A 20,175-nucleotide genomic window follows, 5' to 3' on the forward strand; every position below is an offset into this window, starting at 1 on the left:
GCTTACTGCCCCATCTGCAAGGTCTTGAGCAGCAGCGTCTTGGCCGTGTTCATGACTTCGACGTTGTTCTGGTAGGAGCGCGAGGCGGAGATCATGTTGACCATCTCCTCCACGGCGTTCACGTTGGAATGGGTGACATAGCCTTCCGCGTCTGCGGAGGGGTGGCTGGGGTCGTGGATGCGCCGGCCCGGCAGGTCGCTTTCCTGGATGGAGCTGACGCGCACGCCTGCGGAACTGTCTGCGCCCATGGGCGTGGTCTGGAACACCACCTGGCGCGCCTTGTAGCTCTGGCCGTCCGGGCCGGCCACGGCATCCACGTTGGCCAGGTTGCTGGCCACGGTGTTCAGGCGCTGGGACTGCGCGCTGATGGCGCTGCCCGAGACGTTGAAGATGGAGAACATGGACATGGCGGCGGTCGCTTTCAGTCGGTGTCTGGTTTATTGGCCCTGGATGGCGCCCAGCATCGTCTTGGCGTTGCTGTTGATGAAACGCAGCGTGGCTTCGTAGCGCACCGCGTTGTCCACGAAGGCCGCACGCTCCCGGTCCATGTCCACCGTGTTGTTGTCCATGCTGGGAGATGTCTGCAGCGAGTAGCCCAGCGTGCTCCCGGAATGGAAGCCCGTCTGCGCGGCCGGCAGCGGGATGTGGCGCGGGTCGGTCGCGCTCTGCAGCCGGGTGGTCCCGGGCTTGTCGGCCTGCTCCACTTCCCGCAGGGCGTCGGCAAACTTGAAGTCGCGCGCTACATAGCCGGGCGTGTCCGCGTTGGCGATATTGCTCGCGATGGCGCGCTGGCGCTCGGAACGCAGCAGGAGCGCGTTGCCGTGGAAATCCAGCCTTTCGGTCATCTTGTCGAGCATGGGGTCCTCACGCGACGGGTTGCAGGGGGTGCCGGGCAGATTTCCGGCGTGAAGCGATTGTGAAATTCCGGCGGTTTTCCTAAAGGGCGAAGAACGTGGCGATTGGCGCGCAGTTCCGGGCATCGGCGCGCGCCTGCCGCCCTACAGTTCCATCGGTGCCATGGCGTGCCCCTCTCAGGTGGGGCGGGCCGGACGCCTGCATTTCCCGCTCAGGAGGTTTTCCATGTCCCCACGTCCCTTCATCGCTGCCCTTGTCCATCCGCTGCGCCGCGCCGGGCACGGCATCGCCCTGTGCGCAGGACTGGCCATGGGAGGGGGGGCGGGCGTGACGGCCCATGCCCAGGCAGTCGCCGACCCGATGGCGGAGCTGGGCGGCATCTCCCAACGCTGGCTGGATGCTGCGCTGCAGCAGGGGCAGGGGGGCAATCTGCCGCTGCGCATGGAAATTGCGGTCGGTGCGCTGGACTCCCGGCTGCGGCTCGCCCCGTGCAATCGGGTGGAGCCGTATCTGCCCGCGGGCTCCCGTCTGTGGGGACGCACCCGGCTGGGCCTGCGCTGCGTGGATGGACCCTCGCAATGGAACGTCTTCCTGCCGGTCACCGTCAAGGCCTTCGGCCCGGCTTGGGTGTTGACCGGGAACGTGGCATCGGGGGCCGTACTGTCCGCCTCGGATGCCATGGAGGCGGAGGTCGACTGGGCCGCCGAATCGGCGGCGATCGTGGCGCAGCCGGAAGCCTGGGTTGGCCAGACGGCCACGCGCCATCTGGTGGCCGGCCAGGCCGTTCGCCAGAATATGGTGCGGGCGCCCGAGATGTTCAAGGCGGGCTCGATGGTTCGGGTGGTCGCGCAGGGCGTCGGCTACTCCGTCACCTCGTCGGGTCAAGCCATGTCTGGCGGTGCTGCCGGCCAAAATATTCGCATCAGAATGACTAATGGCCGGATAATCAGTGGCACAGTTGCGGAGGATGGAACAATCGAGGCCGCTCTGTAACGTTTTGAGCGCAATAAACTTCTAAAGTCTGGGTCGGGACGGTCGAAAACATTGCTACTGGGCTCCAACTACAGGGGCAGTGGAGAGAGCAATGAAGATAGGTCAAAACCCGGAGATTGCCAACGCGTTGTCACAGGCGACGTCTGCCAAGCAGCAGGCGAAGACACCTGCGCCTGCCGTCGAAACGGCAACGACCCAGGCTGCGTCCGCCTTCGCTGCCGGCGTGCCCGTCACTTTCTCGTCCTCTGCCAAGGCACTGGAACAGACCGGCCGCAATGCCGGCGAGTTCGATGCGAACAAGGTGAAGGCGGTGAAGGCGTCCATCGAAAAGGGCACGTTCACCATCGATGCAGACGCCATTGCTGACAAACTGCTTTCCAACGCCCAGGAAGTGCTCTCCCGTTCCGGCAAATAAGCACCCTGATGCCTGAAAGGCGTGGCCGGCGATACACTGCGTCATGTCGTTCGAAGCCCAACTGGCCGTTGCCGAATCGCAGCTCCATGAAGTCAAAACCGCGCTGCTGAGTACGCATGCGACGGATCTCGAGCGCTGCGCCGCGCTCTTGAGGCAGACCGCAGCCACCCTGGCCGCTGCTGCCGCCGAGTCGACCGGCACGAACGCCCAGCCACGTACCCCCGCCTTCACGCAGCGCTTGCGTGCCATTCAGGCCGAACTCTCCATTCAGCGCGAGCAATTGCAGCGGTTGCTGGTCTTGGCGGAAGCCCAGGCCGCCACATTCCTGCCACCGAAGGATGCAAGCACTTACGGCAACGGACCGGGGCCTATGGGCGCAAGTCGTGCCCGCATCTATCGGTCCAACAGTTGAGGGGCGCGTGGCCGGCGGCGTTCGCCGGCTGAGACGCACGCAATCCGGCACCGCCTTGGAACCTCAGCACTGCGGTCTTTCCCACTGAGCCACCGGGTGCCTGGCGGCGCGGACAGGCCCTGCGGCCATGCAGGGCGGCCGCTGCAGACCTTATTCCTTTTCAGATGGCGCGTGCATGTGCCGGCCAAAGTAGAGGCTGGTGCGGAAGAGCAGCTCGGTGCTGCGGTAGAAGATGATGTACTTCTTGCGCGGTCCGCCCCGGGTCAGGCCGATTTCGGGCGTCCGGAAGTCCACGAAGCACCCATGGTCGCTGGCCAGCTTGATCAGCGAGAGCGGGGTCCAGTACGCGACGTGCCCAGGCACGAAGGGGTACTGGTGAAAGCTCATGTCCGTTCCATCGTAGATATTGGAACTGCAGATCAGGATACCGTCGTTCTTCAGCAGCTTGAGCAGCGATTCGAAATGGGCGACCGGTTCGGTGAAGTGCTCTATCACTTCCGACGCAAGGACCACGTCCGAGGGCGTTGCGTCCGCGATGGGCTCGAAGTTTTCGGCTTCCTGCATGTTTTCCAGGTCGACCAGTTTGGTCGATACACCGGGATACGCACGTTTGACCCACAAGTGGTCGGTATTGAGTCCGGAGCCGAAAAAGCTGATGCTGGCGTTGGGCTTGCCCACGATTTCCAGGCCCATCTCGGCCATGTAGAACTCACGGCCGGGTCGTTCGTCGGTGGCATTGCGCAGCGTACGCAACAGGCCTTCGCTGGCGCCTGTCACCACCTTCTTGTACTGGCCAAGATTTTCGGGATGCCGCACGAACCCGCAGGCCTTGCACTCGTACCCGCTCATGGTCTTGTCTTTGTAGGGCGCTACGCGGCAGGTGTTCGTGATGACTTCTTCCTCGCCTCCGCAAACAGGACATTGGCTCATCGGGTTCTCCATGACGGGGTTGTGTAATTGATGGGAAATCGGCGAGAGAGGGGCTACACCCGCAAAATGACGCCGGTGTCGGCCGCACTCAGCAGCTTGGCGGATGCCAGCGCCACTTCGTAGGGGCTCAACAGGGACCGCTGGTCCTCGTTGGCGAAGTTGCTGCGGCGCATGCTGGTGTCGGTGCGCCCGGGAACGACGCAGTTGACCCGCACGCCGTCTTCCTTCCACTCGTCGGCCAGCGCCTGGGTCAGGTTCACGATGGCCGCCTTGCATGCGGAGTAGGCGGAATAGTCAGCCCGCCCCCTGGTGAAGGACGACGACGAGAACTGCAGCAGCATGCCTTTGGACGCCTTCAATGCCGCATGGCTGCATTGCGCCACGTTGAGAGCACCCAGGAGATTGACCGACACCTGTTCTGCCACCTGCTGGGGCGACTGCTGTTCGAGGGGGCTCTTGATCAACAGACCGGCCGCGTTGATGACGTTGTCGATGCGTCCCCATTGGTCCAGCAGGCCATTGATCGATGCCGCCACTTGGCCGTGGTCGGCGATGTTGCAGCCATTGCGGCGCGAGATGCTGTGCACCGTGCCGCCCGCCTCTTCCAGGATCTGCACGATGGCTTTACCGATACCCATGCTGCCGCCGAAGACGATGGAATGCGTTCCCTTGAGATGCAGCCCGCCCAGATTGGGCGCCAGTTGCTGCTGGCGGATGCGAAAGAGCTCATCGGCGAGGACGAGATCGATGGAGTCGGTGATCTTGATGTTCTCGGAACTGCCCTTGACGATGCGAACCTGCCCCATCGGATGGCAGGCGAGGTAGATGCCGCAGTCGTCCGTGTAGTCGCCCAGCTTCTCGACCCCGATCTCCTCGTAGCTTTTCAACAGGGCCTGGTAGCGAAAGCCCTGGGGCGTTTGGCCGCGGTAGATGTGGTCCCGCTTGGGGATGCTCTGGATGAATCCGTCGCGCTCGACGATGATGGTGTCGCTGGTCTTGATCGCCACATCGACAGCTTCGTAGAAGGACAGCGCCTCGACGACGTCATGGATGATCTGGTGGCTCAGAAAGGGACGTGCGGAATCGTGGAGGATGACGTTCTTGGGGGGATCGGCCCGCAGGTACCGCAGCGCCGCATAGGCGGACGCCTGGCGGGACGACCCGCCGACGATCACTTCGGCCCGGGTGTCCTTGAAGAGCTCCTTCGTGTACGCGAGTGCATCGGCCGGCACGGTGATGACGATGCGGGCGTCGGGCGCATAGCTGTGCAGGCAGGCGAAGCTGTGCTCCACGACCGTCTTGCCGGCGACCCGGATGAACTGCTTCGGGATCGGCGACTCCAGTCGGGTGCCGCTGCCACCGGCCAGCAGCACATAGGCCTGGTCGTTGTTCAGCATGCGATGGCCTCTGCGCTCTGCTCCTGCAGCAGGCTTTGGAGTTGCTGCAGCGTGTCGTCGCTCATGCCCAGCGGCTTGCTCTTTTGCGTATCCATCAGGCGGATCACCCTCTCCAACTTGTCATTGTTTCGATCGCGCAGAGCCTCAAGAGCCCGCAGCCGGCCGACGATCTGGTACACCGGCCCGCCCACATCGACCGTTGCGGGAGATTCCAGGTGGGAGATGTAGCCGGGGTCGGATTTCCGCCAATCGCCGAAATTCTCTGCGAGCTTCTTCTCGACATCGTCCGGGACGTAAAAGTCGATCCCCAGGAACTGCGCCGATTTGATGGCGAACGGAGAAAAGGCAAATTTCTGCAGATAGCCGAAGTAGGACTCCACGCCCGTCACCAGCATGCCGTCCTCGGGGCGGTAGATGAAGATGTCGATGTTGACGCCGGACGGGTTGTGCTTGACCGCCAGGTGGTAGGCGTGCCGGCCGTTCACGTGGGTGAAGTCCACGCCGAACAGGCCGGTCTTGAGCAGGGTGTCGATGATGTCGAACTGGCCCTCCCAGCCGATGATGCCTACGTCGATGTCCTTGTCGTGCGCCAGCAGTTTGCCTTCGCGGGCGTAGCCGAGCAGCGTGCCGGACACCAGGAAGGGCTTGTGTCCCAGCGGCGCTAGTGCGGTCTGCAGATCAAGCAGCGCCTTCGAGGCTTCATCAGCATCGAATTTGGGCTTGGCCGCCGGGTCGTTGTCTTCAAGGCGGGTGATTGTTGCTTTCTTCGCAGCAAGCAGCCCGATCACTTCGTCGAGCTTGGCGACGCTTTGCGGAAACTCCCCCAGATGGCAGTGGGCGCGGGCGATGTTGATGCAGGCTGCCAGCCGGTCCAACGGCGTGGTGGCGTTCTGCGCATGCCGGATGACGGCGCGGTGATCGCCGCAGAGGTGATAGGTGCGGCAGGCATACAAGGCCAAGCTGCTGCGGATCTGAATCACCTCGTACAAGGTACTGACCAGGCTTTGCCGGATACGGACATAGCATGTGGCCAGCTTCTCCACCGGGTCGTTCATGCTCAGGAACTCCTGCCGGCGAAACAGGGTCTGGATGATCAGCAGCCAGGGCTTGACGTCGATCTTGCGCCGGATCAGTTCGGAGACGATGGTCTCCAGCAGGTCGAAGCGCTTCTGGTCCACGGCGAGTTCCACCGCCCCGACCCAGTCATCCGTGTCTGCGCGGCACTTTCGCAGGTCGGCCGGCTCCAGCGTGCGGCGATGCAGGAGATGGGACGCAACCACCTGCAGTGCGCTGCGGCCGGGCAGCGAGGCGAAGCCCTCGGTCTCCGCGCCCCGTCCGAGGGACTGGTACACGGCGAGCCACCGGGCGTGGTGCGCATGGTCGGCGAGGTTCTCCACGGCCAGCGAGGCGAGGTAGATCACGGTCGCGGGAAGCCGCATCATGCGTGCGGCATCGAGCAGGGCCGGGCTGAGAAGATCGTTCTCCCACTCATGCAGCGTCACCTGCTCCAGGTCGTCGTAAGCCTTGGCGTGGAGCAGGTGGTTGATCAGTGCCAGCTGGGGGAATTGTTTGTAAGACATGCGGTGTCCTTGGCTCCAGCACGCGAGGTGTGGAGCGGAGTTCATACCCGTGGGGGTGGTCAGTGCGCCCGCATCTTGGCGCGCAATCGGGCGATCGACTGGCTGTGCAGCTGGCATACGCGCGACTCGGTCACGCCCAGCACTGCTGCAATCTCCTTGAGGTTCATGTCGTGCTCGTAGTACATGCCCATCACGTACTGCTCCCGCTCGGGCAAGGTCTTGATGGCCGCGACGAGAGACGACTTGAGGCGCTGGTCGCGCAGCACGGCCATGGGGTCGGCCTCGCTGTCGGCCACGTGCCGGTCGAGAAAGCCTTCCTCGTCGTCGTCGCCGCGCGTCATGTCCTCCAGGTACACCAGCTGCGTGCCGCGCACCTTGCCCAGCAGCGTCTGGTAGTCCTCCAGCGACAGGCCCAGTTCGTCCGCGATCTCGGACTCCATCGGACTGCGGCCGAGCTTCTGCTCCATGCGCTGAACGGCGTGCTCGATCTCCTTCTGGCTCTTGCGGGAGCTGCGGCTCATCCAGTCGCCCTCGCGCAGTTCGTCGAGCATGGCGCCGCGGATGCGCTGGGTGGCGAAGGTCTCGAACTGCACGCCTTGGGCCGCTTCGTAGCGCGTCAGGGCTTCGGACAGTCCGATCATTCCGACCTGTATCAGATCGTCCAGCTCCACGTTGGGCGGGAGCTTGGCGATCATGTGGTGCGCGATCCGCCGTACCAGCGGTACGTGCTGGCGGATCAGCGCATCGCGATCAAGCTGGCCTTTGGCGGTGTACATCGGGTCAATGGCTCCGAACGAAATGCGCAGGAACGTCGGTATGGTGGCTCGCGGGCAACATCGGTGATGCGGCGCCCATGGTGCCCGCGTTTTCCAGCAGTTGCAAGGCCAGGCGCTGGATGTCCTGCGGGTTGGATGCCTTGACCGTCGTGGTGCGCAACGGCGTGCCCAGGTGGCGCTCCGAGCACCGTTGCAGGGTCTGCAGGGCCGCTTCGGCTGCAGCGGCGCGGCGGGCATTGCCCGGCGGCAGTATGGACGCCACGGTGCATTGCAGTCCTGCGTGCAGTGTCATGTGCTTGAGCTGCTGGTAGCTCTGCACCACGCCGGCTGCCCCTGGCGCCGCCAGGATGAGCGGTACCGTCGCGCTGCCGCGCAGGATGGGTGCCATGGTCTCCGGCGGCGCATACAGGGCCACCAGGGCATAGGCACGAAAGTGCGGGTGCAGCCGCTGCAGCGCGCTGCCGTCGTTCCAGTGGGAACGCTCGGCCAGGCGCACCAGTCCGTGGGCCGCCGGGATCACGGCGAGCGATGCGGATCCCGCGGCGCCCGTGTCCGCGCAGAGGCTGCCCTGCCAGGAGGGCGCGGCCAGCAGATGCTCCAGGCCGGGCGCATCCTCGGTCTCCTCGGCGGTGCCGTCGAGCACGGCGACCGGATAGCCCAGGCGTTGCAGGCTGGCGCAGACCTGCCACAGCGTCTCCAGGCCCAGCGGCGTGCCGGGGCGGCTGAGGATGGCCAGCACGCGCAGATCGGCCTGCGGCATGAAGCTGTGCAGGCTGGATCCCTGGTGGAGGCCGGTATCAAGCAACATCGGCGTAGCTCCTGTCGGCAGACAGCTCCGGCGAATGGGAGAAGAAAAAATTCAGGTCGGCCGCCTTCGGGTCGAAGGCCGACTTGATGGGTGAACGCATCGAGGTGCCGATCAGCTTGTGCGCGTCTGCGGCTTCCCAGTCTTCCGGCACGCGCTGGCCATTGGTCACGCCGCGCAGCACCATCTGGTGGCGGATCAGCGCATCGATGGAGGGGCCGAGCTTCACGGCCTCGTCCACCTTGGACAGGATGGCCTGTTGCGAGCCGGTGGTCTTGAAAGCGGTGAGCACGTCGTCCAGCGTGTCGCCGTGGCTGCCGGCGTTGAGCACCAGCAGGCGGTTCACGTTGGGCAGGTTCAGCACGTCCAGCATGTCGCGCTTGCGCGGATCGCGCGGGGCCACCCCCGTGGTGTCGATCAGCACCATCTTCTTGCCCGACAGAAGACCCAGCAGGTCCTGCAGCGCGGCACGGTCGTGGGCCAGATGGGCGACGATGCCGAGCATGCGGCCGTAGGTGCGCAGCTGCTCGTGGGCACCGACGCGGTAGGTGTCCAGGGTGATCAGGCCCACGCTGCCGGGGCCGTGGATGCGCGCGCACAGCGCGGCCAGCTTGGCGGTGGTGGTGGTCTTGCCCACACCGGTGGAGCCGACCATGGCGTAGATGCCGCCTTCTTCGTACAGCGGGCGAGACTGGGCGTCGGTGCGCAGGTTGCGCTCCAGCACCTCCATGAGCCAGCGCACGGCGTCGCCGGCGGAGAGATCCTCGGGCATGCGCTCCAGCACGGCGCGGGCCAGTGCGGGCGAGTAGCCGGCACGGATCATCTTCAGCATCAGGTTCGAGTGGATCGGGTTCTGGCGCGCCTGTCCCAGCCAGGCCAGGGTGTTGAAGCGGTCCTCGATGAGTTCCTTCATCGATTGCAGCTCGTTCATCAGGCCTTGCTGCTGCTGGTTGCCGAGCGACGGCATCGCCGGGGCGGCGGCCGCGGCGCGGCGGGGTGCCGGTTCGGGCGGCAGGTCCATCGGGATGCTGCGCAGCGGATTGTGGCGGGCCACAGGCGCTGCTTGCGCCGGCTGGCGCTCACGCTGTTCCAGCGACCGGGCCTGGCCGCGCGGCTCGGCGGCAGGCGTGTCCTCGGGGCCGCCGTTCAGGGCTTCATGGCGGCGGCGCAGCATGCGCTCACGCACGTAGTCCTGGAACGACAGCGTGCTCATGGCCAGCTGTTCGGTGTCTTGGTGGACGACGTTGCGGGCCGGCTCGCCCAAGGGGGCGGGGCGCTGCTGCGTGCGCACCGGGCTGGCCGCCAGGTCGGAGGCGCGTTCCTGCAGACGGCTGATCGGGGGCTGCTGCTGCGGGCGCTGCTGCATCTGCTGCTGCTCCTGGCCCGACTCCAGCGAGGACAGCGTGTCCTCGGCCGTGGCGACGACCTCGACGCCGTTGGGCGTCTGGCGGTTGGACAGGATGAGCGTGCCGTCCCCGAAGGCCATACGGGCCTTGGCCAGGGCCTCCCGCGACGTGGGGGCGTAGAAGCGCTTGATGTTCATGCTGATGCACCTTTGAGGATCGGGCCGATGCGGATCGTGTGGGTTTCAGGGATCTCGCTGTGGGCGAGCACCTGCAGGCGGGGGGCGACGCGGCGCACCAGGCGGGCGATGGCGTTGCGGATCTGGTCGGGAACGAGCAGGCAGGCGGGCATGCCCATCTCTTCCTGCTTGAGGGCCACTTCAGCGGCCTTCTGGGTGAGGATGTCGGCCACGCCGGGGTCGAGCGAGGGGCCGCCGGCATTGCCCAGGGCCTGCACCAGCAGGCGCTCCAGGCCGGGTTCGATGGCGATCACGTTCAGCTCGCGGGTCGGGCCGTAGATCTGCTGCACGATGGCCGGCGACAGGGCGATGCGCACGCGGCGGGCCAGCTCGACCGGGTCCTGCGTCACGACGGCGTGCTCGGCCAGCGTCTCGATGATGGTGCGGATGTCGCGGATGTGCACAGACTCTTCCAGCAGCAGCTGGAGGACTTTCTGGAACGTTGCGATGGACACCATTTTGGGGACGACTTCTTCGATGAGCTTGGGGGCCAGTTTGGCGACGTGTTCCACGAGTTGCTGGGTTTCCGTGCGGCTCAGGAGCTTGGCTGCCTGCACTTGCATCAAGTGTGACAAATGGGTCGCCATCACGGTTTCCGAATCAACGACCGTAAAGCCCGCCATTTGTGCCGCTTCCTTCTGGTTGGTGTCGATCCAGTGGGCCGGCAGGCCGAAGGCCGGGTCGGTCGTGGGCGTGCCGATCAGCGGCGTGCTGATGCCGCCCGGGTTGATGGCCAGGTGCATGCCGGGGAAGGCCTCGCCTTCGCCCACCACGACGCCGCGCAGGGTGATGCGGTAGGCGCTGGGCTTGAGCTCCAGGTTGTCGCGCACGTGCACGGCTGGCGGCAGGAAGCCGACTTCCTGCGCGAACTTGCGGCGCACGCCCTTGATGCGGGTCAGCAGGTCACCCTGGCGGTTCTTGTCCACCAGCGCGATCAGGCGGTAGCCCAGCTCCAGGCCCAGCAGATCCACGGGCTGCAGATCGTCCCAGGTGGCCTCCCCGTCGCCTTGCGGCGCGGCGGGTGCCTCTTCGGCGGGCGCCGGCTTGCGCTGCTGCTGCAGGAGCAGCCAGGCCCCGTAGCCGATGCCGCCGCCCATGACCAGGAACACCGCGTGGGGCATGCCGGGGATCAGGCCCAGCAGGATCAGGATGGCAGCGGTCACGCCCAGCACGCGCGGCGACATGAAGAGCTGCTGCACGATCTGGCGGCCCATGTCCTCTTCCTTGCCCACGCGCGAGATCACCATGGCGGCCGCCACCGAGATCAGCAGGCCGGGAATCTGCGCGACCAGCGCGTCGCCCACCGCCAGCAGGATGTAGCTGTCGGCGGCTTGGCCGGCCGACAGGCCGTGCTGCAGCATGCCGATGGCGAAGCCGCCCACGATGTTGATGATCAGGATCAGGATGCCGGCCACCGCGTCGCCGCGCACGAACTTGGAAGCACCGTCCATGGAGCCGAAGAAGTTGGCCTCTTCACCCACCTCTGCACGGCGGCGCTTGGCTTCCTTCTCGTCGATCAGGCCGGCATTCAGGTCGGCGTCCACGGCCATCTGCTTGCCGGGCATCGCGTCCAGAGTGAAGCGGGCCGACACCTCGGCGATCCGCTCCGCGCCCTTGGTCACCACCACGAAGTTGATCACCACCAGGATGGTGAACACGATCAGACCGACCGCGAAGTTGCCGCCGATCAGGAAGTGGCCGAAGGCCTCGATCACGGCGCCGGCGGCCCCCGGGCCGGTGTGGCCCTCCAGCAGCACCACGCGGGTGGAAGCCACGTTCAGCGACAGCCGCATCAGCGTGGTCAGCAGCAGCACGGACGGGAAGGCTGCGAAGTCCAGCGGCCGCACCATATAGGCGGCCACCATCATCACCATCAGCGCGACGGCGATGTTCAGCGTGAAGAACGTGTCCAGCAGCCAGGCCGGGATGGGCAGCACCATCAGCGCGAGGATGGCCACCACCAGCAACGGGGCCGAAAGGCCCTGCAGCGCCGAGCGGTTGGAGCTGGCCCACTGGCGGGCGGAATGCATGGAAGGCGTCATGGTGCGTTACCTGCGGCCGTAGCGGCGGTGGCGGAAGCGGCGGGCCGCGGCTGATGGGGATCCAACTCGGGCGGAATGAACGGGTCCGGCTGCGCATCGGGCATCCGGCCTTCCCCGCGCATCGCCGCCTTCAGCCGGTACACATAGGCCAGCACCTGGGCCACGGCGGAGAACAGCGCGGCAGGAATGGGCTGCTCCAACTCGGCGTGGGCATAGAGCGCCCGGGCGAGCATGGGCGATTGCAGCACCGGCACGGCATGCTGCTCGGCGATGTCGCGGATGCGGAAGGCCAGCAGATCGGTGCCCTTGGAGATCACCTGGGGCGCGTTCATCGTGGCCTCGTCGTACTTGAGTGCCACGGCGTAGTGGGTCGGGTTCATCACCACGAAGTCGGCCTTGGGCACCTTGGAGAGGCTCGCCCGGTTGGCGATCTCGCGGGCCCGCTGGCGCTGGCGCCCCTTGATCTCGGGGTTGCCGTCCGACTCCTTGTGCTCCTGCTTCACTTCCTGGTGCGACATCTTCAGGCGCGACTTGAAGAAGTACGCCTGCAGCGGCACGTCGATCACGGCGGCGAGGAACACCACCAGCAGCAGCAAAGACATGCCGGCGGTGAGCCATTCGGCCACCTGCCGCAAGGCCACGGGCGAGGGTTGCAGTACCAGCATGGTGACCTTCTCGATGCTGGTGCTCATGAAGTTCCAGGCGACGATGGTCAGGATGATGGTCATCAGCACCATCTTGCCCACGTTGGTCATCTGCTGCTTGGAGAACAGGTTGGCGAAGCCCGAGAGCGGGTTGAGCCGGTTGAACTGGGGGGTGATCGGCTTGAAGCTGAAGATCATTCCGCCAGAGCCCAGGGCGCTCACCAGGGCGGCGCAGCCGGTCAGCAGCGCGAAGACGGCGCTGGCAATGATGCCGATGCGGGCCATGTCCACCAGCCGCTGCAGCATGCTGCCGGAGGACTGCACGGTGGCGGCGTTGAAGGTCAGATGCTGGGTCAGCGCCTGCAGCAGGTGCTCGGTGAGCGTGGGCGCCAGCACGAACATGGACGCAGCGCCCACGCCGAGCACCGCCAGGTGCGACAGATCCCGCGAACGCGCGGCCTGGCCGTCGGTACGCGCTTTTTGCAGCTTCCGCTCGGTCGCTGGGAGGTTCTTGTCTTGGCTGGAGGAGTCCATGGTGGCATGACGGCTGGGTCATGCCATTGTCGTGAGGGGCCGCTCCCGCTAAAGCCCGAATAGAAGGCCTGTCCGCCCACTATTCCCCTGGGCGCCGGCCGTGGGGCGCCTTTCAGGGGGTTGCTATGCTAAACGTAGCTATATGCGCTTGCCGGTATTGGGTTTGCGATAAAAAAATACCAGAAATCATTGATGGGCAAGCGCATGCAGCTATCAAAATGATAAAGGCTGCCGCGCGCCGTGGCTCCGGTGCGGGCACGGCGCGCTCCGGGTCAGAACCCGAGGCTGGCGAGCAGGTCGTCCACTTCCGACTGGTTGGAGACCACGTTGGCCGTGTTCTCCGGGTCGACCACCGGTCCCTGCAGCGGTGCGCGCTGGGCTTCGGGCGCCGGCGTGACCGGCTGCGTATTCTGCGGCGCCGTCTGGATCAGCAGCTGCACCAGCTGCTGCTCGATCGTCGAGGCGAGATTGACCACGCGGGCGATCACCTGGCCCGTCAGGTCATGGAAGTCCTGCGCCATCATGATCTCGGTCAGGTGGCCATCGGCCTCCTTGGTGACCCGCTCCACGTCGGTCAGGAAATTGAAGATCTCGCCCTTGGCCACGGCGGCCACCGGGTCGGCGACCAGCGAATTGACCACGCGCCGCGTCTCCGCAGCGATGAAGTCGTGCTGGGCCTTGGCCTGCTCCACGCGGTTGAGCACCTTCTCGGCCGCCTCGCCCGTCAGGCGCGCGATGTACGACAGGCGGCTCTGCGCATCCGGCAGCTCGCCCATCGAGCCGCGCAGTTGGTCGGCGTAGCCCAGTTCGTTCAGCGAATCGTGCAGCTGCCGGGTGAGCTGGCCGATCTTCTGGTGGACGTCGTCGCCCCCGGCATCCGGCGCGCCGGTGTTCGCTGCGTTCATGGTCACAGTCCCATTTTCTTGAGGATCAGGGTCACCTTCTCTTCGAGGGTGGCCTTGGTGAACGGCTTGACGATGTAGCCGGCGGCACCGCCCTGGGCAGCGGCCACGATGTCTTCCTTGCGGGCCTCGGCGGTCACCATCAGGACCGGCAGGTGCTTGAGCTTGTCGTCCTTCTTGATTTCGCCCAGCAGTTGGAAGCCGTTCATGTTCGGCATGTTGATGTCGGTGACCACGAAGTCGAACTTGCCATTGCGCAGCTTGTTCAGCGCAGCGACGCCGTCCTCGGCCTCGTCGGCATCAGCAAAGCCGCTTTCCTTGAGCAGGTTGCGGACGATGCGCCGCATGGTGGAGAAGTCGTCAACGATCAAAAAACGAAGGGCAGTGGTCACGTGGGACCCTTTCGGTCGGAAATTACGTTAGAGATTGTCTGGGGCTATCGACTCTGTGACAAGTCGTTACTGCCTGGCGCGGATGCGGGATTGTCCTGCTTTTGTGCAGCAAGCTCCGGCAACGTCACCTGTGTCGTGCCTTTGCCCATCAGTCTTTCCTCTGCCTCGCGCGTCAACACCGTGATGGTAATGCGGCGGTTGACCGGCGCGCGAGGGTTGCTGGGATCCAACAGATCGCTGGCCGCCAAGCCGACGACGCGGCCCAGCTTGGCATCCGGCATGCCGGCTGCGACGAGTTCGCGGCGCGAGGCGTTGGCCCGGTCGGCTGACAGCTCCCAGTTGCTGTAGCCGCGGTCGCCATTGCCGTAAGGCGCGGCGTCGGTGTGGCCGGCCAGGCTGATGCGGTTTTCCACCCCGTTCAGGGCAGAGCCGATTTCGCGCAGGATGTCGCGCATGTAGGGTTTTACCAACGCACTGCCGCTGTCGAACATGGGCCGGTTCTGGTCGTCGACGATCTGGATCTGCAGCCCGTCCGGCGTGATGTCGATCCGGATCTGAGAGCGGTATTCGCGCAACTTGATGTTTTCGGTGATCACCGAATCGATCTTGGCCTGCAGCGCCTTGATCCGCATCTGGTCCTGGCGCGCCTGTTCCGCCTTGGCGTTTTCGATGTTCATGCGCCGGCTGGTATTGGTGCTGTCGGAGTCCGACCGGCGCACCTGGCCGTGCACCTTGGACAGATCGTTGCCGCCGCCGGGAATCACGCTGGAGCTGTTGCCGGCGCCGTCGCCGCCGGTCATCGCCACCTTCAGCGGCGAAGAGAAATAGGCCGCGATGCCCTGCAACTCCCCCTTGGCGGTGGAACCCAGCAGCCACATCAGCAGGAAGAACGCCATCATGGCCGTCACGAAGTCGGCATAGGCGATCTTCCAGGCACCGCCATGGACAGCGTGGCCGCCCTTCTTGACGCGCTTGATGATGATCGGTTGGAGCTTCTTTTCCGCCATGGCGCAATCCAGCAGCGCAGTACGCGCTTACTTTTTGCCCTTCACGTGGCTTTCGAGCTCGCTGAAGCTCGGCCGATCGCCCGAGAACAGCACCTTGCGGCCGAACTCGATGGCCGTCGACGGGTTGTAGCCCTGCATGCTGGCCAGCAGCGTGGATTTGATGCACAGCAGCTCCTTGGCGGCGTCTTCGGTCTTTTGCTCCACCAGGCCGCCGAGCGGCTCCACCACGCCATAGGCCAGCAGAATGCCCAGGAAGGTCCCGACCAGCGCCGAGCCGATCATGCCGCCCAGCACCGAAGGCGGCTGCCCCACCGAGCCCATGGTGTTCACCACCCCGAGCACGGCCGCCACGATCCCGAAGGCGGGCAGGGCGCCCGCCAGACGCGCCAGCGCGGCGACGGGGGCATGTGCCTCCTGGTGGTGGGTTTCAATCTCGCTGTCCATCAGCGCTTCGATCTCGTGGGCGTTCAGGTTACCCGAGACCATCATGCGCAGGTAGTCGGTGGTGAATTCGATCACGTGGTGATCGCTGCCCACGGTCGGGTACTTCTTGAAGATTTCGGATTCCCCAGGGCTTTCCACATCCTTCTCGATCGCCATCAGGCCTTCCTTGCGGGCCTTCTGCAGGATCTCATAGAGCATGGCCATCAGTTCCATGTACCGCGCCTTGGTGTACTTGGAGCCCTTGAAGGCCATGGGGAGCGCCGCGAGGGTCGCTTTGAGCACCTTGGGCTGGTTGTTCACCACGAAGGCGCCGAGCGCGCCGCCCAGGATGGTGATGATCTCGAACGGCAGGGCCTTCAGGATGACCGAGATGTTCCCGCCATGCACGATGTACACGCCGAAGATGCAGCCGAGGCAGACGATGTAACCGATGATGACGAACATAGGGGTATTTTGTCAGAGTCTTTTTCAGGACAACCCCTGAATAAGGCGCGTCCGGCGGGCTTTTAGGCGGCTTATCTATGGGCAGAAACGCTGGGGCAGCCCTGGCACATTGATACATCTTCGGACATTGGGACCAAATCTGAATGACTTTCTGCTGGCGAGTTTGATATGCGCCGTTGAAGCTCTGGCGAACCCTCCCTGTCCAAACCTCGCAAGAAAAAAGTTGCGTCCTATCCCTAAAGTCCGCGGGGGGCCGTCCGATAACTCTCTCAGCAGGGACGAAAGCCCTGTACCCCAGCAGGAGCCGATGCAAAACGGCGCAGGCCAGGGGAAAAGGGCCGGCGTCCGCTGGCATTGAAGAAATCGGCAGCGCGCCGGCAAGTCCGGCCTATTAAGGAGCTATCACCATGGCAGCAACTATCAATACCAACATCAGTTCGCTGAATGCTCAGCGCAACCTGAATGGAACCCAGTCGTCTCTGGCGACGTCCATGCAGCGCTTGTCTTCTGGCCTGCGTGTGAACAGCGCCAAGGACGATGCCGCCGGCCTGGCCATCGCCGAGCGTATGAACGCCCAAGTCCGCGGCATGAACGTGGCCGTGCGTAACGCCAACGACGGCATCTCCTTGGCGCAGACCGCTGAAGGCGCGCTGGGCAAGATCGGCGACAACCTGCAGCGTATGCGTGAATTGGCCGTGCAGGCAGCCAACGACTCGAACAACTCGACCGACCGTACCGCGCTGGACAATGAATACAAGCAACTGGCCCAGGAAAATGCCCGGGTGATTGCTAATACCAAGTTCAACGGCCAGGCGTTGCTGACGGGTTCCGGCGGCACCGGTGGCTCGTTCACCTTCCAGATCGGCGCGAACACGTCGGGAGACAACCAGATTTCCGTCGCTACTTCGAACATCGCCACGGCCATGACGGCGTCGACCCAAGGTTCTGCTGCCACGCTCGGCGCTACCGCCGCCTCGGCACGTACCGCGATGGACGCAATCGATACCGCATTGAACCAGATCAACAGCAAGCGTTCGGAATTCGGTGCCGTGCAGAACCGCTTCGATGCAGTGGTCGCCAACCTGCAGGTGGCTTCCGAGAACCAAGCCGCAGCCCGCGGCCGGATCATGGACGCCGACTTTGCCTCTGAAACCGCCAACCTGTCGCGGTCCCAGATCCTGCAGCAGGCTGGTACGGCCATGGTGGCCCAGGCCAACCAGCTGCCCCAGGGCGTGCTGTCCCTGCTGCGTTAATCGGTTTGCGCCCGCCTCCGGCGCGTGGCGATCAGCTCCCACCCCGGCCAGCGCCTCGCTGGCCGGGGTTTTTCGTTTCTGGGGCGAACTGGGGGGGGAATGGTGCTCTCTTCGGGGTTTTGGGCCGGCCCCATCTCTGCAGAATCAGTCCCATCCAGAGCACGGCGTTGGCCGACCCTGGAGCGGCGTCGCTTGTTGCGCGCCTCATGGGCGGCGGTGCCGTCAACTGAATCAGGAGCTGATCCACCATGGCATCTACCATCAACACGAATCTGGCCTCGCTGAATGCGCAACGCAATCTCAGCACCTCTCAGCTGTCTCTGGCAACGTCCATGCAGCGCCTGTCCTCCGGTTTGCGCGTGAACAGCGCCAAGGACGATGCTGCCGGCCTGGCCATCGCCGAGCGCATGAACACCCAGGTGCGGGGCATGAACGTCGCCATCCGCAATTCCAACGACGGCATCTCGCTGGCGCAGACGGCCGAAGGGGCCCTGGGCAAGATCAGCGACAACCTGCAGCGCATGCGTGAACTGGCGGTGCAGGCTGCGAATGACACCAATGGCGGATCCGACCGCACCGCCCTGGACAACGAATTCAAGCAGCTGGCGGCAGAAAATGCGCGTGTGATCGCTAACACCAAGTTCAACGGGCAGCCTTTGCTTACCGGCTCTGGCGGCACTGGCGGCACGTTCACTTTCCAGGTAGGTGCCAACACGGGCGCGGACAATCAGATCAGCATCACTACCTCCGCCATTGCGACAAGCATGGGGGCGGTGACGCAAGGTACGACTTCGGCTGCTACCTTGGGCATCACTGCGACGACCGCGCGGGCGGCGATGGACGCTATCGACACCGCCTTGACGGCCATCAACGGGGCACGGTCCACCTTTGGTGCATCGCAAAACCGCTTCGAAGCCGTGATTTCCAATCTGCAGGTCGCCTCGGAGAATCAGGCGGCGGCCCGCGGCCGTATCATGGATGCGGACTTTGCGGCAGAAACCGCCAACCTGTCCCGTGCCCAGATTCTCCAGCAGGCGGGAACCGCCATGGTGGCGCAGGCCAACCAGATTCCGCAGACGGTGCTGCAGCTGCTCCAGGGGTAAACGGGCCCGGTTCGGCGGGCGGGTGAACCCTCAAGTTTCCCGCAAGGCAGCCGAAAACGTGCTTGATGCCTGGTGATGTTCCTGGCGTCGCTCGATCCGCGAGGTAGGCCCCTGGCTGGCCTCGCGGCCCGGTTTTCGTTTCAGGAGAGTCAAGATGGCCCTTTCATCCCTGGGTATTGCCAGCGGTATCGACGAATCCGTCATCACGCAACTCGTGGCGTTGGAAAAGAAGCCGCTCCAGACCCTGCAAACCAAGGCGACGGCGGTCAATTCCCAGATCTCGACCTATGCGCGGATCAAGTCGCTGATGTCGACCCTGTCCGATGCGGCGAACAAGCTGGGGCAGTCGGCCACGTGGAACTCCAAGGTGGCGACGTCGTCCAGCAGCGCGGTGTCCGCCACGGTCACCAGTGCGGCTCAAGGCGCCTCCTATGACATCGGCGTGAGCCAGCTGGCACAGGCGCAGTCCACGTCTTCCTCGGCAGTTCCCAAAGACACCAAGCTCGGTGCCGGCACCCTGTCCATCCAACTGGGGACGTGGTCGGGCGCCGCCGGGTCGGAGCAGTTCGCCGCCGGCAGTGCCTCGGCCGTGTCGGTCGAAGTCAAGGATACCGACACGCTCAGCGATATCGCCAGCAAGATCAACAAGGCCAACAGCGGCGTGACCGCCTCGGTCCTTCGCGATGCGTCGGGCGAGCGCCTGCTGTTCCGCTCCAGTGCCACGGGCGAGTCGACCGGCTTTCGTGTTCAGTCGTCCGACAGCGCGTTGTCCTCTCTGGCCTTCGATCCGGAGTCCGCGCCCGGCCAGGGCATGGCCGCCAATGCAGTGCAGTACGGCAAGAACGCTCAGGCCACGATCAACGGCATCTCCGTTTCGTCCACCACCAACGCCTTCACCGACACGCTGCCGGGATTGAGCTTCACCGTGTCCCAGGTCACGACCACGACCGGCCCGGCCGTGGTGACGGTGAGCACGGACACCGACGCGTTGAAGAAAGGTGTCCAGGATTTCGTTACGGCCTACAACGCCTTGAACGATCTGCTGGGTTCTTCTACGAAGTATGACGAAGCGTCCAAGACGGCTGGGGCCTTGCAGGGCGACAGTACGACGGTGGGACTGCAGAACGCTCTGCGCTCGGTGGTTGCCTCCTCCACCGCGGGCGGCGCCTTTGCGCGCCTGGCCGACATCGGTGTGGACATCCAGAAGGGCGGCAAGATGGTCATCAACGACACCAAGCTCACCGCCGCGCTGAAGAATCCTTCCGCCCTGCAGGCCATGTTTGCCGGCGGCGAGGGCGTCGAGGGCCTGGGGACGAAGGTCAGGTCCTTCGCCACCAAGGCGCTGGGGGTCGAGGGCACCATCGAGAACAAGACCAATGCGCTGAATTCCGCCGTCAAGCGCAATTCCGACGAGCAGGACCGCGTCAACGACCGCGCCAGCCGTGTAGAGAAGCAGCTGCGCGAGAAATACCAGGCACTGGACACAAAGATGGCGTCCCTGACGGCCCTGAACTCCTATATCGGTCAGCAGGTGACCATGTGGAACAAGAGCTGATGGGCTGAGCGCAGCCTGTGGGTTTCGCTGTGGCAGACGATGGTGTTTTACGTCGAGAAGTCTTCAAGTTTCCGACCACTCCGCCGATATGAAAGGTAATACGGAGCATG

20 protein-coding genes are annotated in these 20,175 nt (G+C 64.6%); 6 read left to right on the forward strand and 14 right to left on the reverse strand.

Annotation, left to right across the window (positions count from 1 at the left end; translation table 11 throughout):
* Positions 1-2: 2 nt before the first annotated feature.
* Positions 3-407: a flagellar basal body rod protein FlgC gene (gene flgC / locus QE399_RS08930; protein WP_309828092.1), complete on the reverse strand. Its 405-nt coding sequence runs from the start codon at positions 405-407 to the stop codon at positions 3-5.
* Positions 408-437: 30 nt separating this feature from the next.
* Entirely contained in the window at positions 438-857 is a 420-nt protein-coding gene (flgB, locus tag QE399_RS08935; protein ID WP_309828093.1) for a flagellar basal body rod protein FlgB, read from the reverse strand.
* A gap of 223 nt (positions 858-1,080) precedes the next feature.
* On the opposite strand from flgB, the gene flgA reads away from it, so the two are divergent.
* The 3 genes from flgA (at position 1,081) to QE399_RS08950 (ending at position 2,675) form a co-directional block, all read left to right on the forward strand.
* Positions 1,081-1,848, forward strand: a complete 768-nt coding sequence (gene flgA / locus QE399_RS08940) for a flagellar basal body P-ring formation chaperone FlgA (protein ID WP_405043397.1) — start codon at positions 1,081-1,083, stop codon at positions 1,846-1,848.
* A gap of 91 nt (positions 1,849-1,939) precedes the next feature.
* Positions 1,940-2,263, forward strand: a complete 324-nt coding sequence (gene flgM / locus QE399_RS08945) for a flagellar biosynthesis anti-sigma factor FlgM (RefSeq protein ID WP_309828094.1) — start codon at positions 1,940-1,942, stop codon at positions 2,261-2,263.
* Positions 2,264-2,306: 43 nt separating this feature from the next.
* On the forward strand, positions 2,307-2,675 hold the full coding sequence (locus tag QE399_RS08950) for a hypothetical protein (protein ID WP_309828096.1): 369 nt from the start codon (positions 2,307-2,309) through the stop codon (positions 2,673-2,675).
* Positions 2,676-2,825: 150 nt separating this feature from the next.
* On the opposite strand, the gene QE399_RS08955 is transcribed toward QE399_RS08950, so the two are convergent.
* From QE399_RS08955 to motA, 12 genes are all read right to left on the reverse strand, one after another.
* Positions 2,826-3,617 carry a methyltransferase domain-containing protein gene (locus QE399_RS08955; RefSeq protein WP_309828097.1) on the reverse strand — a complete coding sequence of 264 codons (792 nt, stop codon included), beginning with the start codon at positions 3,615-3,617 and terminating at the stop codon, positions 2,826-2,828.
* Positions 3,618-3,658: 41 nt separating this feature from the next.
* Positions 3,659-5,002 (reverse strand): SDR family NAD(P)-dependent oxidoreductase, encoded by a 1,344-nt coding sequence (locus QE399_RS08960; protein ID WP_309828098.1) that lies wholly within the window; start codon positions 5,000-5,002, stop codon positions 3,659-3,661.
* Entirely contained in the window at positions 4,996-6,627 is a 1,632-nt protein-coding gene (locus tag QE399_RS08965; RefSeq protein WP_309828099.1) for a hypothetical protein, read from the reverse strand. The genes QE399_RS08960 and QE399_RS08965 overlap by 7 nt, the downstream gene beginning before the upstream one ends.
* Before the next feature lie 14 nt (positions 6,628-6,641).
* Positions 6,642-7,358, reverse strand: a complete 717-nt coding sequence (locus tag QE399_RS08970; RefSeq protein WP_309828100.1) for an RNA polymerase sigma factor FliA — start codon at positions 7,356-7,358, stop codon at positions 6,642-6,644.
* Between the two features lie 4 nt (positions 7,359-7,362).
* Positions 7,363-8,166 carry a hypothetical protein gene (locus QE399_RS08975; RefSeq protein WP_309828101.1) on the reverse strand — a complete coding sequence of 268 codons (804 nt, stop codon included), beginning with the start codon at positions 8,164-8,166 and terminating at the stop codon, positions 7,363-7,365.
* Positions 8,156-9,706 (reverse strand): flagellar biosynthesis GTPase FlhF, encoded by a 1,551-nt coding sequence (gene flhF / locus QE399_RS08980; protein ID WP_309828102.1) that lies wholly within the window; start codon positions 9,704-9,706, stop codon positions 8,156-8,158. Before flhF ends, QE399_RS08975 begins: the two co-directional genes overlap by 11 nt.
* On the reverse strand, positions 9,703-11,787 hold the full coding sequence (gene flhA, locus QE399_RS08985) for a flagellar biosynthesis protein FlhA (protein ID WP_309828104.1): 2,085 nt from the start codon (positions 11,785-11,787) through the stop codon (positions 9,703-9,705). Before flhA ends, flhF begins: the two co-directional genes overlap by 4 nt.
* Complete coding sequence (locus QE399_RS08990; protein WP_309828105.1) at positions 11,784-12,965, reverse strand: EscU/YscU/HrcU family type III secretion system export apparatus switch protein; 1,182 nt, start codon at positions 12,963-12,965, stop codon at positions 11,784-11,786. The genes flhA and QE399_RS08990 overlap by 4 nt, the downstream gene beginning before the upstream one ends.
* 272 nt (positions 12,966-13,237) lie before the next feature.
* Positions 13,238-13,870 carry a protein phosphatase CheZ gene (locus QE399_RS08995; protein WP_309828106.1) on the reverse strand — a complete coding sequence of 211 codons (633 nt, stop codon included), beginning with the start codon at positions 13,868-13,870 and terminating at the stop codon, positions 13,238-13,240.
* 2 nt (positions 13,871-13,872) lie between these two features.
* Entirely contained in the window at positions 13,873-14,259 is a 387-nt protein-coding gene (cheY, locus tag QE399_RS09000; RefSeq protein ID WP_309828107.1) for a chemotaxis response regulator CheY, read from the reverse strand.
* Positions 14,260-14,303: 44 nt separating this feature from the next.
* Positions 14,304-15,266: a flagellar motor protein MotB gene (motB, locus tag QE399_RS09005; RefSeq protein ID WP_309828110.1), complete on the reverse strand. Its 963-nt coding sequence runs from the start codon at positions 15,264-15,266 to the stop codon at positions 14,304-14,306.
* Positions 15,267-15,293: 27 nt separating this feature from the next.
* Positions 15,294-16,154 (reverse strand): flagellar motor stator protein MotA, encoded by an 861-nt coding sequence (motA, locus tag QE399_RS09010; RefSeq protein WP_309828111.1) that lies wholly within the window; start codon positions 16,152-16,154, stop codon positions 15,294-15,296.
* Between the two features lie 407 nt (positions 16,155-16,561).
* Between motA and QE399_RS09015 the strand changes: the two genes are divergently transcribed.
* The 3 genes from QE399_RS09015 (at position 16,562) to fliD (ending at position 20,065) form a co-directional block, all read left to right on the forward strand.
* On the forward strand, positions 16,562-17,407 hold the full coding sequence (locus QE399_RS09015; RefSeq protein WP_309828112.1) for a flagellin domain-containing protein: 846 nt from the start codon (positions 16,562-16,564) through the stop codon (positions 17,405-17,407).
* Positions 17,408-17,655: 248 nt separating this feature from the next.
* Complete coding sequence (locus tag QE399_RS09020) at positions 17,656-18,510, forward strand: flagellin domain-containing protein (protein ID WP_309828113.1); 855 nt, start codon at positions 17,656-17,658, stop codon at positions 18,508-18,510.
* 154 nt (positions 18,511-18,664) lie between these two features.
* Positions 18,665-20,065 carry a flagellar filament capping protein FliD gene (gene fliD / locus QE399_RS09025; RefSeq protein ID WP_309828115.1) on the forward strand — a complete coding sequence of 467 codons (1,401 nt, stop codon included), beginning with the start codon at positions 18,665-18,667 and terminating at the stop codon, positions 20,063-20,065.
* Positions 20,066-20,175: the final 110 nt, after the last annotated feature.

The sequence above is a fragment of the Paracidovorax wautersii genome (assembly GCF_031453675.1).
Taxonomy (GTDB): domain Bacteria; phylum Pseudomonadota; class Gammaproteobacteria; order Burkholderiales; family Burkholderiaceae_C; genus Paracidovorax.